The sequence below is a fragment of the Tissierella sp. genome, from assembly GCF_032104385.1.
Lineage (GTDB): Bacteria > Bacillota > Clostridia > Tissierellales > Tissierellaceae > Tissierella.
This window is the reverse complement of sequence record NZ_DAMCHJ010000005.1, coordinates 60,199-79,391: the sequence shown is the minus strand read 5'-3', so window position 1 is coordinate 79,391 and position 19,193 is coordinate 60,199. Positions and strand designations below refer to the sequence as shown.

Sequence of the window (19,193 nt, the reverse complement as noted above, 5' to 3'; positions counted from 1 at the left end):
GGAAAAGACATAATAAATTATCTTTTCCCTATTATAAAATAAATGTTTTGAAAATAAATTATTTCATTTCTCCACTAAATGCTTCCAATACCTCACTGGCATACACCTTTTTTGTAATCTTGGATTAATTTTATTCTGAATTGCTATAGATTTAAAATATGTTTTCCAAAGTTCTTGATACTGTTCCTCATCTTCTTTTATTATCAATGAATCATTAACTTCTATATCTTTAATAACCCACTCTTCCTTATTATAAAATACAGCTATTCCTCTCTTCACATCATGTATTGCCCAATTTTCATTCATCATTCTAGATTCAAAATGAGGTGCAAGTAGCCCTACAATATTGTAATCTGGTTCTATAGAAGAATATAATATCCCATTTTCAAGTTGTTTAAACCTAGCAAGTCCTAACATCCTATGTTTTTCTTTACCTACTTTATCATAAATGCTATTTATTTTTAAAACAATATCATTGGATAAATTGAAATCCACCTCTGCTCCAATTTTAAATCCTAGTTGAAGATATTTTAATATAATTATCCCATGTCTTGGTAACTCAGATAAATAGGCATAGAAAACTTTCCTTAAAGCTTCTTCTGAAATCTTATTTTCTATGGCTTCATATACTTTTCTAGCCTTTTCTCCATCTGTTGAAATAAATACTTTTTGTACTAGAAAGTTCTCTTCCATACTATCTTCAGGTATTATATCATCAATATTTTCTCTCCTATAATAAGCTTCGTAAACCCCAGTTAACAATCCATCAAAACTACCATCATAAATATAATGAATCATTAAAGCTGCCCTCCTATTTGAATATACTTATCCTCTGGAGACACTTGTTCAAATAAAGATAATTGATGATATTTCTTTTCTATTGAAGGACTTTCCACTAACTGATTACGAATTATTTGACTATCCATAGATTTTATCCCATAGTATTTTCCTTTACAGGTAATAAAATACTGGGCTCTTTTAAGTACAATTCCTAATTTCTTTAAATCAAAAAAGTCTATGGATGAAAATTTTCTTCCTTGAATTATCTTTATTGCTGATTTTACTCCAATACCAGGTACCCTCAGAAGCATAGTATAGTCTGCTTTGTTTATCTCCACTGGAAATAAATGAATGTTGCGAAGTGCCCAGTCGCATTTAGGATCTAAGCTCAAATCAAAGTCAGGTTTATCTTCATCTAATAATTCCTTGGCTTCAAATCCATAAAATCTAAGTAACCAATCTGCTTGGTAAAGCCTATTTTCTCTTAGAAGGGGCGGGGATTTAATAACTGGAAGCTTAGGATTATTTGATACAGGTATAAAAGCTGAATAATACACTCTTTTAAGACCATAGGAATTATATAATCCTTCAGATAGTCTAAGGATTTTTAAATCATTATCTTTTGTGGCTCCTACTATTAACTGTGTAGTCTGACCTGCTGGAATAAATTTGGGACTAAATCTAAATTTCTTTCTATCATCTATAGATTGAGTAATTCCAGTTTTGATTAGGTTCATAGGCTTTAAAATATTTTCCTTATTTTTTTGAGGTGCTAAGAGTTTTAAGCCTTCTTCTGTGGGTAATTCTATATTTACACTCATTCTATCCACATATCTGCCTATTTTGTTAACAATATCCTCATCTGCCCCAGGTATTGCCTTTGTATGAATATATCCATTAAAATTTTCTTCTTCTCTAAGCTTTTTAACTACTTGGAAAAGCATTTCCATTGTATAGTTAGGAGATTTAAATACAGCAGAACTTAAAAATAAGCCTTCTATATAGTTTCTTTTATAAAAATTTATAGTTAAATCAACTATCTCATCTGGTGTAAAAATAGCCCTAGGTAAATCATTAGATGACCTGTTAATACAATAAACACAGTCATATATACAATAGTTGGTCATTAAAATCTTTAACAAGGAAATACATCTTCCATCATCAGACCAACTATGACATATACCTGCTGGACTTGTATCTCCTAATCCACCCTTTTTATTCTTTCGATTACTTCCGCTAGATGAACAAGAAACGTCATATTTAGCTGCATCAGACAATATCTTTAACTTCTCTAAGACATCCACCGCTAACACCTCATCACCAATTATTTTAGGTAAATTATACCATAGTAACAGCAAAAACTCAAACATATGTTTGAGTTTTTAAATTTATATATCTTAGGACTCAAGACTTTTCACAAAGTATAATCTTCAAAGATGAGATAAAATATATTACTATAATATTTTATAAGTAGGATAGGATTAACCTTAACTTTAATTCTCTATTCTCATAATATATTACATCCATAAATATAAAAAATAAATTTAATAAAACTTTTTCCCATATACAATTGTCTAATAGGTGAATAATAAAAATGAGCTCATATTTTATTTACAAGGAGGAGATTTCACTGAAAGATTTAGTTCTTAAAGCAATGAAGGGAGATGATGAAAGTTTCGGTTTCCTTATAAATAGCAAAAAAGAAGATTTATATAGAATTGCATATAGTTATGTGCATCATGAGGAAGATGCACTTGATATAGTTGGTGATTCAGTATATAAAGCTTATATATCAATGGGTAAGTTAAAGCATCCCGAATATTTTAATACATGGCTTGTCCGTATAGTCATTAATTGTGCAATAAATTTCATAAATAAATCTAAAAGAATCTTATATTTAGATAATCAGACTATAGATAGATTTAATGACGAACAAAGTAATACTTTAGAAAATATTGATCTAAAGGAAGCTTTACAAAAATTAGAACCTATATATAAAACTGTAATAATACTCAGATATTCCCAGGACTTAAAGTTAAAAGAAATAGCCGAAATTCTAGAACTTCCTTTAAGTACAGTAAAAACTCGGCTTTATAAAGCAATTGAAATTTTAAAAATAGAACTTAGGGAGGACGAAGATTTTGAAAAATAATACAGATGATTTAAAAAACGTTTATTCAGATATAAAAATACCTGATGCTTTAGATGATACAATTAATAATTCAATATTAAGGGGGAAAAATTATATGAAAAAAAATAATAACAAAAGAAAAATAATAAATGGTTTAGCATCAGTAGCCGCAGCAATTGGAATATTTACTCTAAGCATAAATATTTCTCCATCATTTGCAAATAGTCTTGAAGAAGTTCCTGTTTTAGGTACACTGGTTAGAATACTTCAATTTAATAATGGAAGTTCTCAAGGTGGAGAAATAACCGATGGAGTGGATATAAACTTTATTTCTTTAAGGGAAGGACAGGATTTCGACACTATTAATGTAAACTTTAAGGGATTTGAAGAAGAAACTCAAGAAATAGTACCATCTTTTAATATAGACTATAAAGAAGCACCCTTTACAATGACATTTTCCATATCTGGTGCTAGAGGTCTTTCTGCCAGTGAATACTTTGAAGAGCTAAAAAAGAGTAAATATATTAAAGATGTTTATCAACTTATAACTTTAGATGATTCACAGCAAAGATTTAACATAGTATTCAACCAACCTGTTAATTTTGAAGTAGAAGAATATAAGAATCCAGCCTCTTTTAAAATAGAAATATCGAAAAATACAAAAATAAACTCAGATAAAAAAATATATTCAGTAAGAACTAACTCTTATGAAAAAGGAGAAGAATTTGCTATTCTTGAAGAAATACTATTTGACATAGAAGAACTTAGGGTATTAAGAGACAGTAATGGAACATATTTATATGAATTAGGTCAGTTTGATTCAAAGGAAGAAGCGCAGGAAAAATTAAAAGAATTTGAAAGCACTTTTAAAGATAGTATAAAATTATATTCTGAAGAAAGAACTTTGAGTGATATACCAGAAAATATAAGGTAATAAAAAGGATTTATTTATATTAAGCTTTTAAAACATAAACAGCAAAAGGACTTTAAATCATAATAAAGTCCTTTTTTATTTACAAACTTTTTATTAAATTATATTTAATAGAAACAAATAATTCTTATTTATAAATTTTTATGATTGAACTAATTTCATCTTCTTTGGATTATAGTTATTTGGACTTTTTAAAGTTTTAACCAATGCCTTAGCCTGCTCTAATGTTAATTTGTCTGCTTCTATTCCATAATAATATTTAGCAGCATCTTTTATTCCATAACAACCTTCTCCAAAATATATTACATTACAATACAATTCCAATATCTCATCTTTAGTAAGTTTTCTTTCCAAATCTTTGGCAACAAATACTTCTGCAACTTTTCTCTCGTATTTTTTATCAAAAGAAAAATATGAATTTTTAGCAAGCTGCTGAGTTATTGTACTCCCTCCTTGCACAATTTTACCTGCTTTTATATTGTTGTACATAGCTCTTGCTATTGCTATAAAATCAAAACCTGAATGTTTGTAAAATCTATGGTCTTCAGATTTTAATACTAAATTTAAAAATTCATCTGATATATTATTTAATGATATAAAGTTACTTTGTCCTCTAATTTCTTCGATAGTATCATCTAAGCTTTTTTTATTTATTGCTTCCTTATACATTTCATATCCATTTAAAACAATAGGTGTTATCATAGACATGACTAAAATGCTTATACTAAGAAATATTGCTAATATTGTTTTTATAGCATTATTTTTATTCAATCTTTTCTTATCTTCACCTATAGAATAAAAAGCTTCCTTTCCTGTTATACCACCAACAGTAATTAAATTATAGACTATTACAATATAAAATAAATTATTTATAAAATTTTTCATTTTATCTCATCCTTTTTTATTTATAATTTAATTATACCGAAAGTATATAACAATAACCATTGTTTTACCTTACAATTATCATACAGTTTTGTAAGATAAGAAAAAATCAGCCTAAAATTAGGCTGAAATATATTTAGCACATGGTTTTTCAAGACCAATAAAGTTTATATTATTGTAAATATTTTATTTTAAGAAGGAAAGTTGACTATTAATGTATGGCTTTCTATATCCAGCAATAATATCTTCCATTTTATAGAATATGCCAAACCCTTCACATTCTTTTTTAAATAATTTCCATAATACCTTTGCTCTTGGCGAATAACAACTATAATTATTGCCAAAGCAATTTATATATTTCTCCTTTATACCTTTAAACTTTTCATCAAGTTTTTTATAATACCAATCCCTTTGATTTTGTCTCAATGTTACTCCAAATGCAGGATATATGAATTTTGCACCACTTTCATAGGCTAATTCCACTATTCCCTTTATATTTTCTTCATTATCTTCTAAAAATGGTAATACTGGCATAAGTAATATACCTACAAATATACCCTCTTTAGAAAGTTCTTTAATTGCTTCAAATCTTTTGGATGACACTGCTACATTAGGTTCAATCTTCTTACATAGTTCATCATCATAAGTTGTTATACTAATCTTAACTAATACAGGAGAATGTTTTTGTATTTCTTTTAAAATATCTAAATCCCTTGTAATTAAATTACTTTTCGTTGCAATTGAAACACCAAAACCATTACCATTAATTAGCTCTAAAGCACCTCTTGTTAGACAATGTTCTTTTTCCAAAGGATTATATGGATCACTCATTGCTCCTGTACCTATTACACCAGTCCTGCGTTTTGATTTAAGTTCACGTCTAATTAAAACTAATGCATTATCCTTTGCCCTAACCTCATGAAAATTATCTATCCCATAACATTCACTACGACTATCGCAATAAATACAGCCATGACAACATCCTTTATATATATTCATATTATAATTAATACCAAACCAATTATTTTTAGCAGTATAACCTGAAATTATTGTTTTCGCTGGAATATACTTCATAACTATAATCCCTTTTCCTCTCATAAATATTGTTTATTTATATTTTAATACAATTTAAGCCCATGTAATTTATTCATTCTAGGTCAAAAAACCATACTATGCAAAGTACCTCTATTATACTTAGTTCTTTCTTGGATAAATAGAAGTTCTAAAATTATTTTTATTATTAATTATAGACTTAGTATAGCCCTTATAACCTGACAGCAGTATGTCATATTCAAAATAAAAAACATCCCATTATGAAGATGATAAATTACCAATGGTTAAATCCTGTTATAGAAGTAAGAACTATTATTTCAGATAAAAAGATTTAGCTTTATGGACATCTAAAGGATTTTCAAGAATATCATTCTGCATTTCAATAAGTTCATTTACTAATTTATCAATTTCTTTATCATCAGCATTGGATTCTATTAATTTAATTAGTCTTTGAACACCTATTCTTGTATTTTCAAAATACTCGATTTTCATAAATTCAGTTAATCCAAAATCATTTATAAAAAGTGAATTAGACATCCTTAGTATTCCATCTAATCGATAAAGTTCATTCAAATCAATTGGTTTCTCAGATAATATTGGCAAAATCCAACCCTTCGGTAAGGAAATAGTTGTTAAATCCATTGTAGATTTATTAGATGAAGCTATTCTATTTTTTAATCTTCTATTATCTTTGTATAATTTAACCGTTAATATAATTAATACAATCAAAGCAATTATTATAATATTCTTTTTTATTTTTGGATCTTTTATTTTAATATTTTCCATTTTAATTCTCCATATATAATATAAATATATTTTTTTATGTTACTATTGGCTTTATAATGTTTATAAGAATCCTATGCCTTAAGGGCAGACCTTTATTTTTATAATTATCATATTGTATAGTATGAATATAGAGTATCAACCTGAAAAATATTTGTCAACTATTTATCAATAGCAGTTCAAACCTAACTTGTATTGAAATGGCTTTGGCAATCTATAATTCATATCTAATCTTAACAATCAACATGTCCTAGTGTGTCATATGATTGTAATAATGGTGTAATCTCTTTGTAATTGTATTTATACTAAATTATGGTATTCTAATTATATTAACCATTAAACTATATGAAACCAGAATAGGAGTGATAGTTATGAATAAAATGACTATGAAAGAAGCTGGAAGATACGCTAATTTTCTCGATAGAACCATAGAAGAGTTAATATATTTATCAAATTACGGTATGGATTCTAAAATATATTCCATAACAGAAATTCATAAAAAATCTGCTTCTTATAAGGATGCTCTTGATGAAACTATAGAGGTAGAATTTGAAGATGATACAGAAATAGATATTCCCCAATTAACTCTGCTATTAGAAGATTTGTTTTTTGAAAAAGCCATGTTAGCAGAAAGTATTTCAGAAGCTAAGAAAAGCTTAAAAATAAAAATTGATGAAACTAGAAATATGAACTTAGATTCAGCGCTAGAATATGCGAAATTACTTAGAAGATTTTCAGAAGCATATCTACGGCCTCTTACAAATAGAAAGGATAAAAAAACAAAGGAAAAAAGAACAGGATACGCCTTTAATGTGGAAGGAAATCAAACTCCGTATATTTATGAGACAGAAGTAATTACTACAGTAATATATAATACAGTACCTTTATCTAAAAAGATTAAAACAAACAATTATCTTGCAGACCGAATATCTGAAGGAATTGATATGGCAATGAATCTTGAATCCGTTGAATTTAGTCCAAAATTTAGTTACCTCGATAGCTGTGAAGATATTATAAATCAATATAAGAAAGACTTTTAAGAGAACATTGAAAGATAGTCTTTCTTAAAAATAGAACTTTTCCATCAGTTATAAAAATATAAAATAACTTGGCGTGATAGTAGAGAGCTTCATTGATATTGAAAGATAATTAGTCCATGGCATAGATTGAAAGAATATTATATATTAAATCTTTCTTATATAATATCTTTATATCTAAAATCCTATGATGGATAATAATTCTGATATTAAAAGATTACAATATGCAATCACTACTCATAAATCGGCAATTCACCAATTCCATAATTCATGAGTTCATCCTTCAAGAAACAGCAAACAATTCAGTTGACAATATAACGTATTTTAACTCTTAAGGCTTCAAATTTGTTTAATTACTTTATATTGCTTCGACCAATTGTTTAGTAAATTGATATGGAGCTTTCTACTATCACACCAAGTTAAATAGTCATTATAATTTTATTTCAAAAGAAAACCATATCCTACTGGGTCTTCTTCGTCTATTACTAAATGATTAAATCCTGTTATATAAGCAGAACCAGTTATTTCAGGTATTATAGCTTTAAACTCACCAACTGTAGTTTCCTCTAGAATTCTACCTTTAAATTTAGTTTTGATTATACTTTCATATACAAAAGGTTCATTAATACCTAGTTCTCCCTTAACATATAATGTTGCCATCTTTGCACTTGTACCAGTGCCACATGGTGACCTATCAGCTTGACCGGAGCCAAAAATAACTACATTTTGATAATCTGCATCGTCACTCTTAGCCTTGCCATAGACCTCTACTAAGTCAACTGTCTTTATATGTGTTTGTGTTGGATGCTTAACTTCAATTTCCTTGTTTATAATATCCCTTAATTTCATGGCTCTTTCTATTATTATATTAGTGTTCTCAGGTCCAATATTAACCTTCAATTCACTATCTTTTACTATGGCAAAGAAACTGCCTCCAAAGGAGATATCAAATGTAACTCTTCCAACATCAGGCAATTCCACTTGAACATCCTTTTTGTATAAAAATGAGGGAACATTAACTACGGATACTTCCTTGGCTCTTCCATCTTCAACCTTTACTTTAGCTTTAACTAATCCAGCAGGAGCTTCTAATACTATTTCTGTAATTGGCTCAGTAACTTTTACCATTCCAGTTTCTACTGCAATAGTGGCAGCACCAATGGTTCCGTGTCCACACATGTTTAGATATCCCCCGCCGTCCATAAATATTATACCTAAATCTGCTTCTGGTAAGGTAGGTGTAGTAATTATAGAGCCAAACATATCATTGTGTCCTCTTGGTTCATGCATTACAGCTGTTCTTATATAATCTAAATGCTTTTCCAAATATTCTTTTTTCTCTGGCATAGTCCTTCCAGATATGGCTGGTAATCCGCCAATTATAGTTCTATTAGGTTCTCCCATTGTATGGGAATCAATAGCGTGTAAACTCTTAGAAAATTTCATTATTTACCTCCTTTAGACCTTTGCCACATATTCATATGGAAGTGGAACTATTTTACCAGCTGTATCAATTTCTACTAACTTTAATAAAGCGTCTTTACAAATATTATACTGCATTTCTATATTATGAGGTGCTCCTGCATTGGCACCCATAGGTACTAAAGGAGCCACTGCTCTAGGAGTACCACTTTGTCTTACTACTGGTGGAAGAGCAGCTATTATTATTGTTGGTATGCCTGCTTCCTCAATTGCTCTCTGCACAATCACGGCAGAGCGGTGGCAAGTACCTCAGCCTGCAGTCATTAGTACAGCATCTACTCCTTCTTCTTTCAATATTCTTGCAATCTCAGGGCCTGTTTCATTTTTAAACTTCTCCTGATTTCCTCCTCCACCCATAAACCCAATATGTACAGGTGCTATGGATTTTATAAAACCATCCTTTGCAAGTTCGTGTAATCTATCTATTGGAAACATACAATTGATATCCTTATTAACATCTCCGTTATCATAACCACCATGGGATACCATCAATTCACTTGAGGGAGTTGTATCCCTAACCTCTCTAAATGTAAAATCTCCCGCAAGATTAAATCTCTTATCCTTTTTCTCGTGAACACCAGCTGCTGTAACTAATGCAACAGTCATATCTTTTAATTCTTTAGTTACAGGAGTCCATACTGGCGGTGGTGTAATTGGTACATATATTTCAGACTGTAACCCTCTTACTACTGTCATGGTCATTACTATACCTCCTTATTACTTTTTTTATCTAAATTGCTGACATATTTATCATTAGGCACTGGACTTATTACTTCTATATAACTCATATTAAGACCAACTTCTTGCCCTACTTCCAATGGGTAGTCCGTAATTAACATTCTCATTGGAATTTTTAAAAATCCCATTCTGCCTTTAAAATCTATACCTACAGCACCATCAGATATTTCAACTATTATACCTTCTAAATATCTTACTTCATCAATATATTTCATATCTACACCTAAATTCTAACTATATTTTTCTTTTCTCTTTTGACTCATAGGAAGTGATGTTTCATTATCTTGCCTCTTTATTTCCTTCCTAAGGGTTTTTTCTATTAACTGTAAATTATTTTCCTTTATTTCTGGATTCCAACTTCTCTCCGGTGCCAATACTTCTTCTCCAGCCATTGCAGCTTTTAGCATAGCCAATATTCTAAGACCATCATCCTGTGTTAAAGTATTACATCCAAGTATTTCATTTTCAATTCCTGCTTCTGTTTTATTCAAATCTACCATGTGAGTCATATATTGATTTCCAACTACTAATGCTCCTTGTACTGCACAGAAAGATGCACCTACTACTGATATTCCTCTCATACCTATTTGCTCTATATGACTGGCAAAGTCAATATGGTTGTTTCCAAATCCTTCAGTTGTCACTACTGCACCATCTACATCCATAGCTTCAACAGTCATTCCCACTCTTTCAGATACATAGAATTTTTCAGAATTAATTTGAGGGCTACCAACCAGTATAACTCCACATAAATCTACATCTTCATCTCGGAGTGCTTCTATTATAAGAGGTTCTCTCCAGTAATGTCTTGAACACTCCTTACTTGCAGGTCCTATACAAGTAAGTGCATGTATAGCTCCATCTAATATTTCTAATGGTGAGCAGACTATTGGTACATTCCCAAGGTCAACATTTGGCTTTGCTCCCAATACTCCCACTGGTTCCATTGGAAGTATTAGATTGTCATGCATAGCTCCTTGTCCCATGATTTCCTTAACTATTACAACTTTCTTTTTCCCTGGTCTTCTTAGTTGTACAAATTCTTCTTCTGAAACTACTAAAGACTCATCTAATTTCTTTAAAGCCTCTCTAATTTCTTGTGTAATAAAATCCGTAGCCTTATGAGCTGCAAGAGGCCCAGGTCTTTCCATATTAGTATGTTCTTTAATTGTTACCTCAGTTTTTATAAATATTTCTCCCTTTTCAGGAGCACCTGGTCTTCCCCACATTATATTTTCTTCAAGAATACCTTCTGATGAACCAAATTCACCAATTTGAACTCCATTCTCATCGGTTCCAGTTACTATCATAATTACACCATCAAGTACTCTAGTTATTCCAGTTCCTAATTTGCTTCCTTCTTCCTTTGCAGCAATAGGTTGGACATCCATTATGGTTTCTGAATACATATTATATTTATCAGGGGTAATGATCTCAACTTTTATTTTCTTAACTAACTCATCTACCTCTATTGCATCTTCACCAATATTCTCTCTAATATAAAGAGTCTTTCCTTCAATTTTAGTTTCTGAGCCAAATTTAACTTCATCTATTTGAAAATGCTTTTTAACAAGTTTTCTAACTGCTTTACTAGGAGTCTCTTTAACTATTTCCTCGGCAATTTCTTTTTTCCCAGTCTGTTCTACCACTGGTAATGATGGAAAATATTTTCCTAAGGGAACTTCAATATCTATTCCCTTACCTTCGGCAATTTTTATTTTTAGCACTCCACCAGCCACTTCATTTATAGTTGGTGATACTAAAGTTTCTTCTACATCAAATCCTTCCAACATATTTGGAGTAACAGGTGTTAGAGCTGGTACATCTTGTTTCAACTTTGCTCCAATAACTTCACCTCTTGTTAATACACTTTCATCAAGTTTAATAAGAAGTGAATCTTCAAGTTTTTCAAAATTCATTGGAGCTTCTAAATCAGCTACTCCTATTATATCTCCAGTTTTCATATTATTTTTGAAAACTGCCTTTTTATCTGGTTCAGTTAATTCATGATTACTTATATCTTCACCTGATAATTCCATTTCTTTTAATCCTTCAACTATATCGGAAGTAATAGGTGTTAATGAGTCAATGGTCTTTAAAATCTTAGATCCAATAACTTGTCCTATTCTAACAACATTTTCTGGTATTGAAAGTAATCCTGAATCTATAAGATCAGGAAATATATTTGGATCTTCTAAGTTATCTGCCGATATTATAGTTCCCGCTTCAGTTCTACAGCACACTACAGCAAATTCATTTTTTAATTTTTGTGCTTCTTCAATGCTTATTGACATACTCACGCCTCCTTAATTTAATTTATTTTTTCTCCTCCATGGGAAGTCTTCTTGTTAATTCATGATCAACTGTTCTAAATATATGATCTGTATGATGGTATACTGGTACTCCCATATTAGGAGCACAACACATTACCGTATTTGTACAATCACTACAATTTGATATTAAAATCCTCTTGGCACCATTTTTCTTAAGATGCATTACCCCTTGAACTTGTCCAGGGCAATCTCCTGGTGTCAAACATTTATTTACTCCTCTAACTTCTACAGCATTTTTACATTTTGTTACTGCAGCCACTTCTGACTTCATTTTTTCAGCTATATCTCTAAGTCTAACTTCATCTGCACCACATGCGCATACAAGAAGTCCAATTGGTCCTTTAAATTCTGGCAATGGAATAGTTACTATGGCACCACCAGATATTTTTGTAACTACAGAATTATGAATATCTCCAGCTTTTCCTGTATATGGCCCTCCTATTACTACCTCACCATAATCTCCATCAATTCCTCCACATTTATCAATAAGTATAGATATAGGAGTTCCTATAGGTACTTGAAAAAAAACATTTGCCTCTTTACCACTTTTTAACTTTCCACCTACTGTAATATCTTTATCAATTACAGGTTTTAAATCCTCAACTGCCCTTGTAAGGTTTGCTAAGGTTTCTCCATTCATAACTACAGATTTAGCCTCAATAGGCAACTGCTCTGGAGTAAGCCATGTACCAAATATCTCATGGATAATTGCCCTTTCCTCACCCATAGGATACATATCTCTAAGCTCTTTTACTTCAATATCCTTTGCATCACCAATTGCATTTTTTAGCGAAGAAACAGCAGCTTGATTTTTTGCCTTTATTGCTATATATCCCTTTGGAGCCTTTGTAGCTTCCATAGCATATCGTAATCCTTTTATGACTATTTCAGGATCTTCTTCTAAAAGTTTTATATTATGGTTTAAAATAGGTTCACATTCTACACAATTGGCAATTACAACTCCATCTGGAATTTCTGATTTTAACTTTATATAAGTTGGAAATCCAGCCCCACCAGATCCTACTATACCTGCTTCATAGGCAGTTTCTGATATGGATTTACATTTTTTTATCTTTACATAATCTTCTTTGTTTATAATTTCCCCTTCAATTTCCATGACCTCGTCTGTTATATTTATAACCTTACCAGTTACACTAGAATGTATTTTAGTTCCAAGACCATTTGGCTCTGCAATACATTGTCCTCTTAATACTTCATCTCCTATTTTTATAACTTCCACACAAGGAGCACCTACATGTTGCTTTAGTGGAATTCGATATAATGCCATTCCTTCCCCTCCCAACAATAAATGTTGATAATTATCTATTTATCATTCACTAATATTTATTATGCAACTATTATGCCATCATCTTATGGTCTCAATGTTTTTATTGAATAAAATTTATTTATTATAAGTCCTAATGCCCTAAGCCTGATCTATACAATAGTGTAAATAAAAATAAAGGTTATTCAATCTGCAATTTATTTTCTTATTTAATACATATTTTTCTTTAAAAGTAAAAAGAAGCCTAAATCATGTCAGATATCTGACATGATTTAGGCTTGTGAAATTATTATATACTATAGATAAATTTTATATAAACTTAGTGATTGACAAATTTTATACATATTAATACTAATATTATCATTTTTTATTGCCATAGAATAGCAGCAAAATCTAGTGTCAGTTTTTTGTATCAAAATGTCAGTTAATTGACATCATATTGCTAATTTATCTACTTTAGTATATTAATTTAAATTATATAAATCCAGTTTATAATATAAGGTGGATCTTTTTATATTCAACAATTCTGCTGCTTGAACCTTGTTGCCTTTTACTGCGGCTAAGGCATCTATGATTATATTTTTTTCAAAGTTTTCTACTGCCTTCTTTAAATCAAATGAATTATCTATGTCCAAGGCTATAAAAGGGGATATATTCATACTGCTTATAATCTCTGCAGGTATATCCTTACTCTCAATTATATCGTCCTTTGATAGAATCACTAATCTTTCAATAGTGTTTTTTAACTCTCTTATATTCCCTTTCCAATGATAATCAGATAATATCTTCATTGCTTCAGGAGATATATGAATATTATTCTTATTGTTTTTTTCTGAAAACTCTGTAATAAAATCATTTATAAGTTCAGGTATATCCTCTTTTCTCTCTCGAAGGGGAGGTATTCTTATGGACACCACATTTAATCTATAATAAAGGTCTTCTCTAAACTTACCTTCTTCCATAAGCTGGTATAAATCTTTATTTGTTGCAGCAATTATTCTTGCGTCTACCTTTATAGGTTTTCCACTTCCCACACGATAAACTATACCGTCTTGTAATACTCTAAGGAGCTTTGCCTGCATAAGTAAGGGCATATCACCAATTTCATCTAAAAATAAGGTTCCACCATTGGCTAATTCAAATTTTCCTGCTCTGCCTTTTTTATATGCACCTGTAAAAGCACCTTCCACATATCCAAATAATTCAGATTCCAAAAGATTTGAAGGTATAGCACTACAATTTACTGGAATAAAGTCTCCTTTTCTATCACTTTCTTGATGTATTGCCCTTGAAAATACTTCCTTCCCAGTGCCGCTCTCTCCCGTTATAAGTACGCTGGCATCTGTTTTAGCTACTTGTTTAGCTATGGTCATAGCATCTATTAATGCCTTAGATTTACCAATAATCTTACCAAAGAAATATTTATCCTGGGTTATTTCCTTCATTTGCTGCTTTAGAATTTCTACCTTTGTCTTTTCTCTATCTAATTCCATATATAAATTTGTAATTTCATTAAGATCCCTATCAGTAGATACTGCTCCTATTAGTTCTCCTTTATATATAAGGGGTATAGCAGATATTATGACATCAGATTCATCCTTAGGTGTATGCTTCAAATTTTCAAAAGTCCTTCTTTCCTTTAAAGCTCTAAGAAGTAAGGCATTGGGAAAAAATTTTTCTATATGAGAACCTACTATTTCCTTTGTTTTTATACCATATAGTTTTTCAGAACTGGCATTCCAAAATGTAACTATGCCAGAGGTATTTATAACACATACTGCTTCATGAAGATTGCCTAATATAAGCCTCAATTGAAGCTCTATTTCATCTTTTCTTAGATCCTGATGTCTAAATAATTCTAAAGGTGTAAGCATACCAACTATATTTTCATCTCTTAAAATTAATAATCTTTCGGTACAACTTTCTTTCATAAGAATCTTTGCTGTTCTTATATTTTCTTCTATACTAATAGTTACTATATTACTATTTATCCAGTTCCCAATTTTGTCATCTAAATTTACTTTTTCTCTAGCCAATCTACCGATATCTGAAATTGTTATAATTCCCAATGTATTATTATAGTTATTCTTATCATTATAACTTTTTACTATAACTACTTCATATTTTGAATTTATAAGCATTTCTCTTAAAGTGATCTCAATGGATGTTGACTCTTCAATAAATATAATTTCTTCATTCATAATATCAACAATACTTTGGAAGTCTGCAATATAATGCTCAGTCACTTTATCACCTACTTGATATTTTCTTATACTATATTTAGTATATTATCATAATTTAAATTTCTTTGTATAATATCCCCATAAATTTATGGGGATAAAGTAACCAATTACCCCATCCCCATAATTAAACAAATATATTTTAGTGAAATATTCCTGCAAATCCTGCTATTAATACGATCACTGCAAAAACCATTCTATAGACTGCAAATATTCTCATAGGTCTTTTCTTTAAATATGAGATAAACTTATTAATTACAAATAGAGCTACTATAAAGGATACTACAAATCCTACGATTAAAGAAATAAGTTCTGGAATTGTAAGAACAGCTATTCCTCCAATCTTTAATATCTTTAAAAAACTCATTCCTACCATAACAGGAATCGCTAAAAAAAACGAAAACTCTGTAGCCTGAACAGTGGAAAGCCCTGCTACCCATCCGCCTATAATAGTTGAAGCTGAACGAGACATTCCTGGAATTATGGCTAGACATTGAAATAGTCCTATCGTAATAGCTTGTTTTGCTGTGACATTTAAACTTTTGCCTTTAATTCTTCTATTTCTAAATTTCTTCTCAGCATATATCATCCATATACCACCAAGAAATAGAGTTATAGCTATAGTTACAGGATTAAATAAATATTTATCTGCTAAATCATCTAACAGTATTCCAAAAACTCCTCCAGGAATACATGCAATAAATATCATAAACCAAAATTTAAAACCAGACTTTTCATACCCCACTTTCTCTGGAAAAAAATTTATAAGGGTTTCTTTTATCTTATTCCAATAAAGAATAACCACTGCTAATATTGCTCCTAATTGTATAACATATGTATACATTTCAACATAACTTGAGTTTGTTCCTTTAAAACCTATTAAATTTTGAAATATAACTAAATGCCCTGTTGAAGAAACTGGTAAAAACTCGGTCAATCCTTCTACAACACCTAATATTATTGATTTTATTATTAAAATTATTGTTTCCAAAATCAGTCCCCCTATATTATTAAAACTTTTAGATTATATCTGTTATCACACCCTATACATTATATTTATAAACATATGGATATTATACACCATATACTAAATAATCTTCAAGGTAATCATTTTCAAATATATACTTTAAACTTTTTCTTTTCCATATACCTAAATCATACTGTAAAATTATTTCAGCAATAAAAGAAATCCCTCTATAAAATAAAGGGATTTTTCTTATTGTAAATCAAACAAAATTAAGACCATTCTTTTAAAAAATCTATTTTTCAACAATATTTATTTACTTACACCAATAGTAGTTTTTGCTGTACTGTCATTATATACTGAGTAATCTATCATATTCTCACCACGTGCTATACAAATTGTACTAACAACATCCCCTGTTACATTCATTGTTGTTGTTCCCATATCAATAAGACGGAAGATTCCTGCTATCATTCCAACAACATCCAAAGGCAGACCCATTGTTGAAAGTAACATAGTAGACATTACTATGGCACCACCTGGAATTCCTGGTGCTCCTACAGATACTAAAGTTGCCATTAGCACAGTCATTGCCTGCTGTGTAAAGGATAACTCTATTCCGTAAATCTGTGAAACAAATATAACACTTGCTGCATAGAAACAGACACCGCCATTCATATTCATTGTAGCCCCAAGTGGTAATGTGAAGCTACTCAGTTCTTCAGCTACACCAAATTTATTCTTAGCTACATTAAGTGTAATAGGAAGACTGCCAGAACTGCTTGTAGTACTTGCAGTAACTAGCCAAAGTTCCGGAATCTTTCTAAAAAACTGTCTAAGAGATACCTTACCAATTAATTTTAGCATGATAGCATACATAAGAACAACAGAAATTAAAGCTAAATAAACTGTTCCAATAAATACTGCAAGAGGTCCAAATATTTTCATTCCATATGCTCCAACGGAACATGCTATTAGAGCAGCTACACCATAGGGTGATGTCTCCATAACCATTCCAGTAATTGTATACATAATTTCAGCTCCAGATTCAAAAAAGTTACGGACTCTCACTCCTTTCTCACCCATGATAATAATAGCAATACCTACAAACAATGAAAAAACAATAATTTGCATTAAATTTCCCGTTGTAAATGCTGTGAAAATATTATCTGGAATCATTTGAAGTATTGTATCTCCAATTGATGGTGTAGCTGCAGCCTCATATACTGTTTCAGTAGATACTATTTCATCTACTGATAACCCTTTACCCGGATTTATTACATTTGCAATAGTCAGTGAGATTACCCCAGCTAAAGCTGTTGTGCAAAGATAATATAAAAGAGTCTTTGAGCCAATTCTCTTAAGTTTTTGCATATCACCAATACTACAGACACCTGCAGTTATGGAGAATAAAATCAATGGTACAACAATCATTTTTATTAATCTTAAAAACATATCTCCAACTGGCTTAAGAACTAGTACTTTTTCCTTGAATATAATACCTAGGATAATACCAAGTCCAAACCCTATAAATACCTTTGCACTTAAACCAAGTTTCTTCTTTTTCATAACTCTTCCTCCTAGTACATTAGGTTTTTATTAACCTCAGTAGACACCTGCCTACTGAGGTTATCAATTTTTATCTATCTAATATTAATCTTTCTTATTGATTTAAAACTCCGTATTTTATTAAAAGTTCTTTTATTATTTCTTGATTTTCTTCTGAAAGTGGAACTAAAGGTCTTCTAGGATGACCACCTTTATATCCAAGTAAATCTAAGGCATATTTTAATGCAGGTATACCAAATCTTCCTGTAACAGCAAAATTAATCTCTATTAATTTTAACTGTAGCTCTCTAGCTTCATCTAATTTCCCCTCTTTAAACAATGATACCAATTTACAGCATTCTTCTGGCATAATATTAGCAAGAGCTAATGTAGCTCCCCTTGCACCTACTGCTAAAGCAGGCAATAAATACCCTGCATTTCCTGCAAATACTGCAAAATCTTCATCTGTATCTCTTACAATCTCAGAAATCTGAACGATATTACCAGAGGTATCCTTTATTCCTACTATATTCGGATGTTTTGCCAATTTAGCAACTAATCCTGATGAAATATTTATACCTGTATTACCTGGCATATTATAAATCATTACTGGTATAGAAATTGCATCTGCTACATCAGTATAATATTTATATAATATATCCTCCTTCATTCTACCTTTAAAGTAATTTGGAGGCAATAGCAGTACTGCATCAGCTCCTCTGTCAGCCATCTCTTTTGAAAGTTCTATAGTTTCCCTTGTTGACTCACAAGCTGTACCTACAATAATTTTCTTTTCTGGATTGAAATTCTTCTTAACAAAACTTACTAATTCTAGCTTCTCCTCTTTACTAAGATAAACAAACTCACCATTTGAGCCTAATACTACTATACCATCTAAATCTGTTTGTCCCCATTTTTCTAGATTATGTTTCATATAATCATAATTAATCTTTTCATCAACATCAAATGGTGTAACTATAGGTGTATATATTCCTTTAAACATTTT

General features: G+C 30.4%; 17 protein-coding genes. 3 read left to right on the top strand and 14 right to left on the bottom strand.

Annotated features, from left to right (window positions below; genetic code table 11):
* Window positions 1-63: 63 nt before the first annotated feature.
* Together RT714_RS07030 and RT714_RS07025 are read right to left on the bottom strand one after the other, a co-directional pair.
* The gene (locus RT714_RS07030) at window positions 64-798 is read right to left on the bottom strand and encodes a TIGR03915 family putative DNA repair protein (protein ID WP_313756868.1); all 735 of its coding nucleotides are present in this window, start codon (window positions 796-798) and stop codon (window positions 64-66) included.
* Entirely contained in the window at window positions 798-2,084 is a 1,287-nt protein-coding gene (locus RT714_RS07025) for a putative DNA modification/repair radical SAM protein (protein WP_313756958.1), read from the bottom strand. Before RT714_RS07025 ends, RT714_RS07030 begins: the two co-directional genes overlap by 1 nt.
* Before the next feature lie 290 nt (window positions 2,085-2,374).
* On the opposite strand from RT714_RS07025, the gene RT714_RS07020 reads away from it, so the two are divergent.
* Entirely contained in the window at window positions 2,375-2,932 is a 558-nt protein-coding gene (locus RT714_RS07020) for a sigma-70 family RNA polymerase sigma factor (RefSeq protein WP_313756867.1), read from the top strand.
* Complete coding sequence (locus tag RT714_RS07015; RefSeq protein WP_313756866.1) at window positions 2,922-3,845, top strand: DUF4179 domain-containing protein; 924 nt, start codon at window positions 2,922-2,924, stop codon at window positions 3,843-3,845. The genes RT714_RS07020 and RT714_RS07015 overlap by 11 nt, the downstream gene beginning before the upstream one ends.
* A gap of 138 nt (window positions 3,846-3,983) precedes the next feature.
* On the opposite strand, the gene RT714_RS07010 is transcribed toward RT714_RS07015, so the two are convergent.
* From RT714_RS07010 to RT714_RS07000, 3 genes are all read right to left on the bottom strand, one after another.
* Window positions 3,984-4,727, bottom strand: coding sequence for a biosynthetic peptidoglycan transglycosylase (locus tag RT714_RS07010; RefSeq protein ID WP_313756865.1), 744 nt, complete (start codon window positions 4,725-4,727; stop codon window positions 3,984-3,986).
* A 183-nt stretch (window positions 4,728-4,910) separates the two neighbouring features.
* Window positions 4,911-5,798, bottom strand: coding sequence for a radical SAM protein (locus RT714_RS07005; protein ID WP_313756864.1), 888 nt, complete (start codon window positions 5,796-5,798; stop codon window positions 4,911-4,913).
* Between the two features lie 291 nt (window positions 5,799-6,089).
* Window positions 6,090-6,563, bottom strand: coding sequence for a hypothetical protein (locus RT714_RS07000; protein WP_313756863.1), 474 nt, complete (start codon window positions 6,561-6,563; stop codon window positions 6,090-6,092).
* Window positions 6,564-6,931: 368 nt separating this feature from the next.
* On the opposite strand from RT714_RS07000, the gene RT714_RS06995 reads away from it, so the two are divergent.
* Window positions 6,932-7,600, top strand: a complete 669-nt coding sequence (locus tag RT714_RS06995; RefSeq protein WP_313756862.1) for a hypothetical protein — start codon at window positions 6,932-6,934, stop codon at window positions 7,598-7,600.
* Between the two features lie 435 nt (window positions 7,601-8,035).
* Here the strand turns inward: RT714_RS06995 and RT714_RS06990 are convergent, their stop codons facing one another.
* The 9 genes from RT714_RS06990 to dapA form a co-directional block, all read right to left on the bottom strand.
* Entirely contained in the window at window positions 8,036-9,043 is a 1,008-nt protein-coding gene (locus tag RT714_RS06990) for a proline racemase (protein WP_313756861.1), read from the bottom strand.
* 12 nt (window positions 9,044-9,055) lie between these two features.
* Window positions 9,056-9,781 (bottom strand): D-proline reductase (dithiol) protein PrdB, encoded by a 726-nt coding sequence (gene prdB, locus RT714_RS06985; RefSeq protein ID WP_084725119.1) that lies wholly within the window; start codon window positions 9,779-9,781, stop codon window positions 9,056-9,058.
* Between the two features lie 2 nt (window positions 9,782-9,783).
* On the bottom strand, window positions 9,784-10,032 hold the full coding sequence (locus RT714_RS06980; protein WP_312666807.1) for a CBO2463/CBO2479 domain-containing protein: 249 nt from the start codon (window positions 10,030-10,032) through the stop codon (window positions 9,784-9,786).
* 15 nt (window positions 10,033-10,047) lie between these two features.
* Window positions 10,048-12,111, bottom strand: coding sequence for a D-proline reductase (dithiol) proprotein PrdA (prdA, locus tag RT714_RS06975; RefSeq protein ID WP_313756860.1), 2,064 nt, complete (start codon window positions 12,109-12,111; stop codon window positions 10,048-10,050).
* Between the two features lie 22 nt (window positions 12,112-12,133).
* Entirely contained in the window at window positions 12,134-13,438 is a 1,305-nt protein-coding gene (gene prdC, locus RT714_RS06970; protein ID WP_313756859.1) for a proline reductase-associated electron transfer protein PrdC, read from the bottom strand.
* Window positions 13,439-13,899: 461 nt separating this feature from the next.
* Window positions 13,900-15,681 carry a sigma-54 dependent transcriptional regulator PrdR gene (gene prdR, locus RT714_RS06965; RefSeq protein ID WP_313756858.1) on the bottom strand — a complete coding sequence of 594 codons (1,782 nt, stop codon included), beginning with the start codon at window positions 15,679-15,681 and terminating at the stop codon, window positions 13,900-13,902.
* A gap of 136 nt (window positions 15,682-15,817) precedes the next feature.
* Complete coding sequence (locus tag RT714_RS06960; RefSeq protein ID WP_313756857.1) at window positions 15,818-16,666, bottom strand: undecaprenyl-diphosphate phosphatase; 849 nt, start codon at window positions 16,664-16,666, stop codon at window positions 15,818-15,820.
* A 285-nt stretch (window positions 16,667-16,951) separates the two neighbouring features.
* Window positions 16,952-18,208 carry a dicarboxylate/amino acid:cation symporter gene (locus RT714_RS06955; RefSeq protein WP_313756856.1) on the bottom strand — a complete coding sequence of 419 codons (1,257 nt, stop codon included), beginning with the start codon at window positions 18,206-18,208 and terminating at the stop codon, window positions 16,952-16,954.
* Between the two features lie 94 nt (window positions 18,209-18,302).
* Window positions 18,303-19,190 (bottom strand): 4-hydroxy-tetrahydrodipicolinate synthase, encoded by an 888-nt coding sequence (gene dapA, locus RT714_RS06950; RefSeq protein WP_313756855.1) that lies wholly within the window; start codon window positions 19,188-19,190, stop codon window positions 18,303-18,305.
* Window positions 19,191-19,193: the final 3 nt, after the last annotated feature.

What these genes read in the sequence shown, in the direction of transcription:
- RT714_RS07030 (WP_313756868.1), bottom strand. Translation starts at nt 798, where the DNA reads ATGATTCATTATATTTATGATGGTAGTTTTGATGGATTGTTAACTGGG.
- RT714_RS07020 (WP_313756867.1), top strand. Translation starts at nt 2,375, where the DNA reads ATGAGCTCATATTTTATTTACAAGGAGGAGATTTCACTGAAAGATTTA.
- RT714_RS07010 (WP_313756865.1), bottom strand. Translation starts at nt 4,727, where the DNA reads ATGAAAAATTTTATAAATAATTTATTTTATATTGTAATAGTCTATAAT.
- RT714_RS07005 (WP_313756864.1), bottom strand. Translation starts at nt 5,798, where the DNA reads ATGAAGTATATTCCAGCGAAAACAATAATTTCAGGTTATACTGCTAAA.
- RT714_RS07000 (WP_313756863.1), bottom strand. Translation starts at nt 6,563, where the DNA reads ATGGAAAATATTAAAATAAAAGATCCAAAAATAAAAAAGAATATTATA.
- RT714_RS06995 (WP_313756862.1), top strand. Translation starts at nt 6,932, where the DNA reads ATGAATAAAATGACTATGAAAGAAGCTGGAAGATACGCTAATTTTCTC.
- RT714_RS06990 (WP_313756861.1), bottom strand. Translation starts at nt 9,043, where the DNA reads ATGAAATTTTCTAAGAGTTTACACGCTATTGATTCCCATACAATGGGA.
- RT714_RS06980 (WP_312666807.1), bottom strand. Translation starts at nt 10,032, where the DNA reads ATGAAATATATTGATGAAGTAAGATATTTAGAAGGTATAATAGTTGAA.
- prdA (WP_313756860.1), bottom strand. Translation starts at nt 12,111, where the DNA reads ATGTCAATAAGCATTGAAGAAGCACAAAAATTAAAAAATGAATTTGCT.
- prdC (WP_313756859.1), bottom strand. Translation starts at nt 13,438, where the DNA reads ATGGCATTATATCGAATTCCACTAAAGCAACATGTAGGTGCTCCTTGT.
- RT714_RS06955 (WP_313756856.1), bottom strand. Translation starts at nt 18,208, where the DNA reads ATGAAAAAGAAGAAACTTGGTTTAAGTGCAAAGGTATTTATAGGGTTT.
- dapA (WP_313756855.1), bottom strand. Translation starts at nt 19,190, where the DNA reads ATGTTTAAAGGAATATATACACCTATAGTTACACCATTTGATGTTGAT.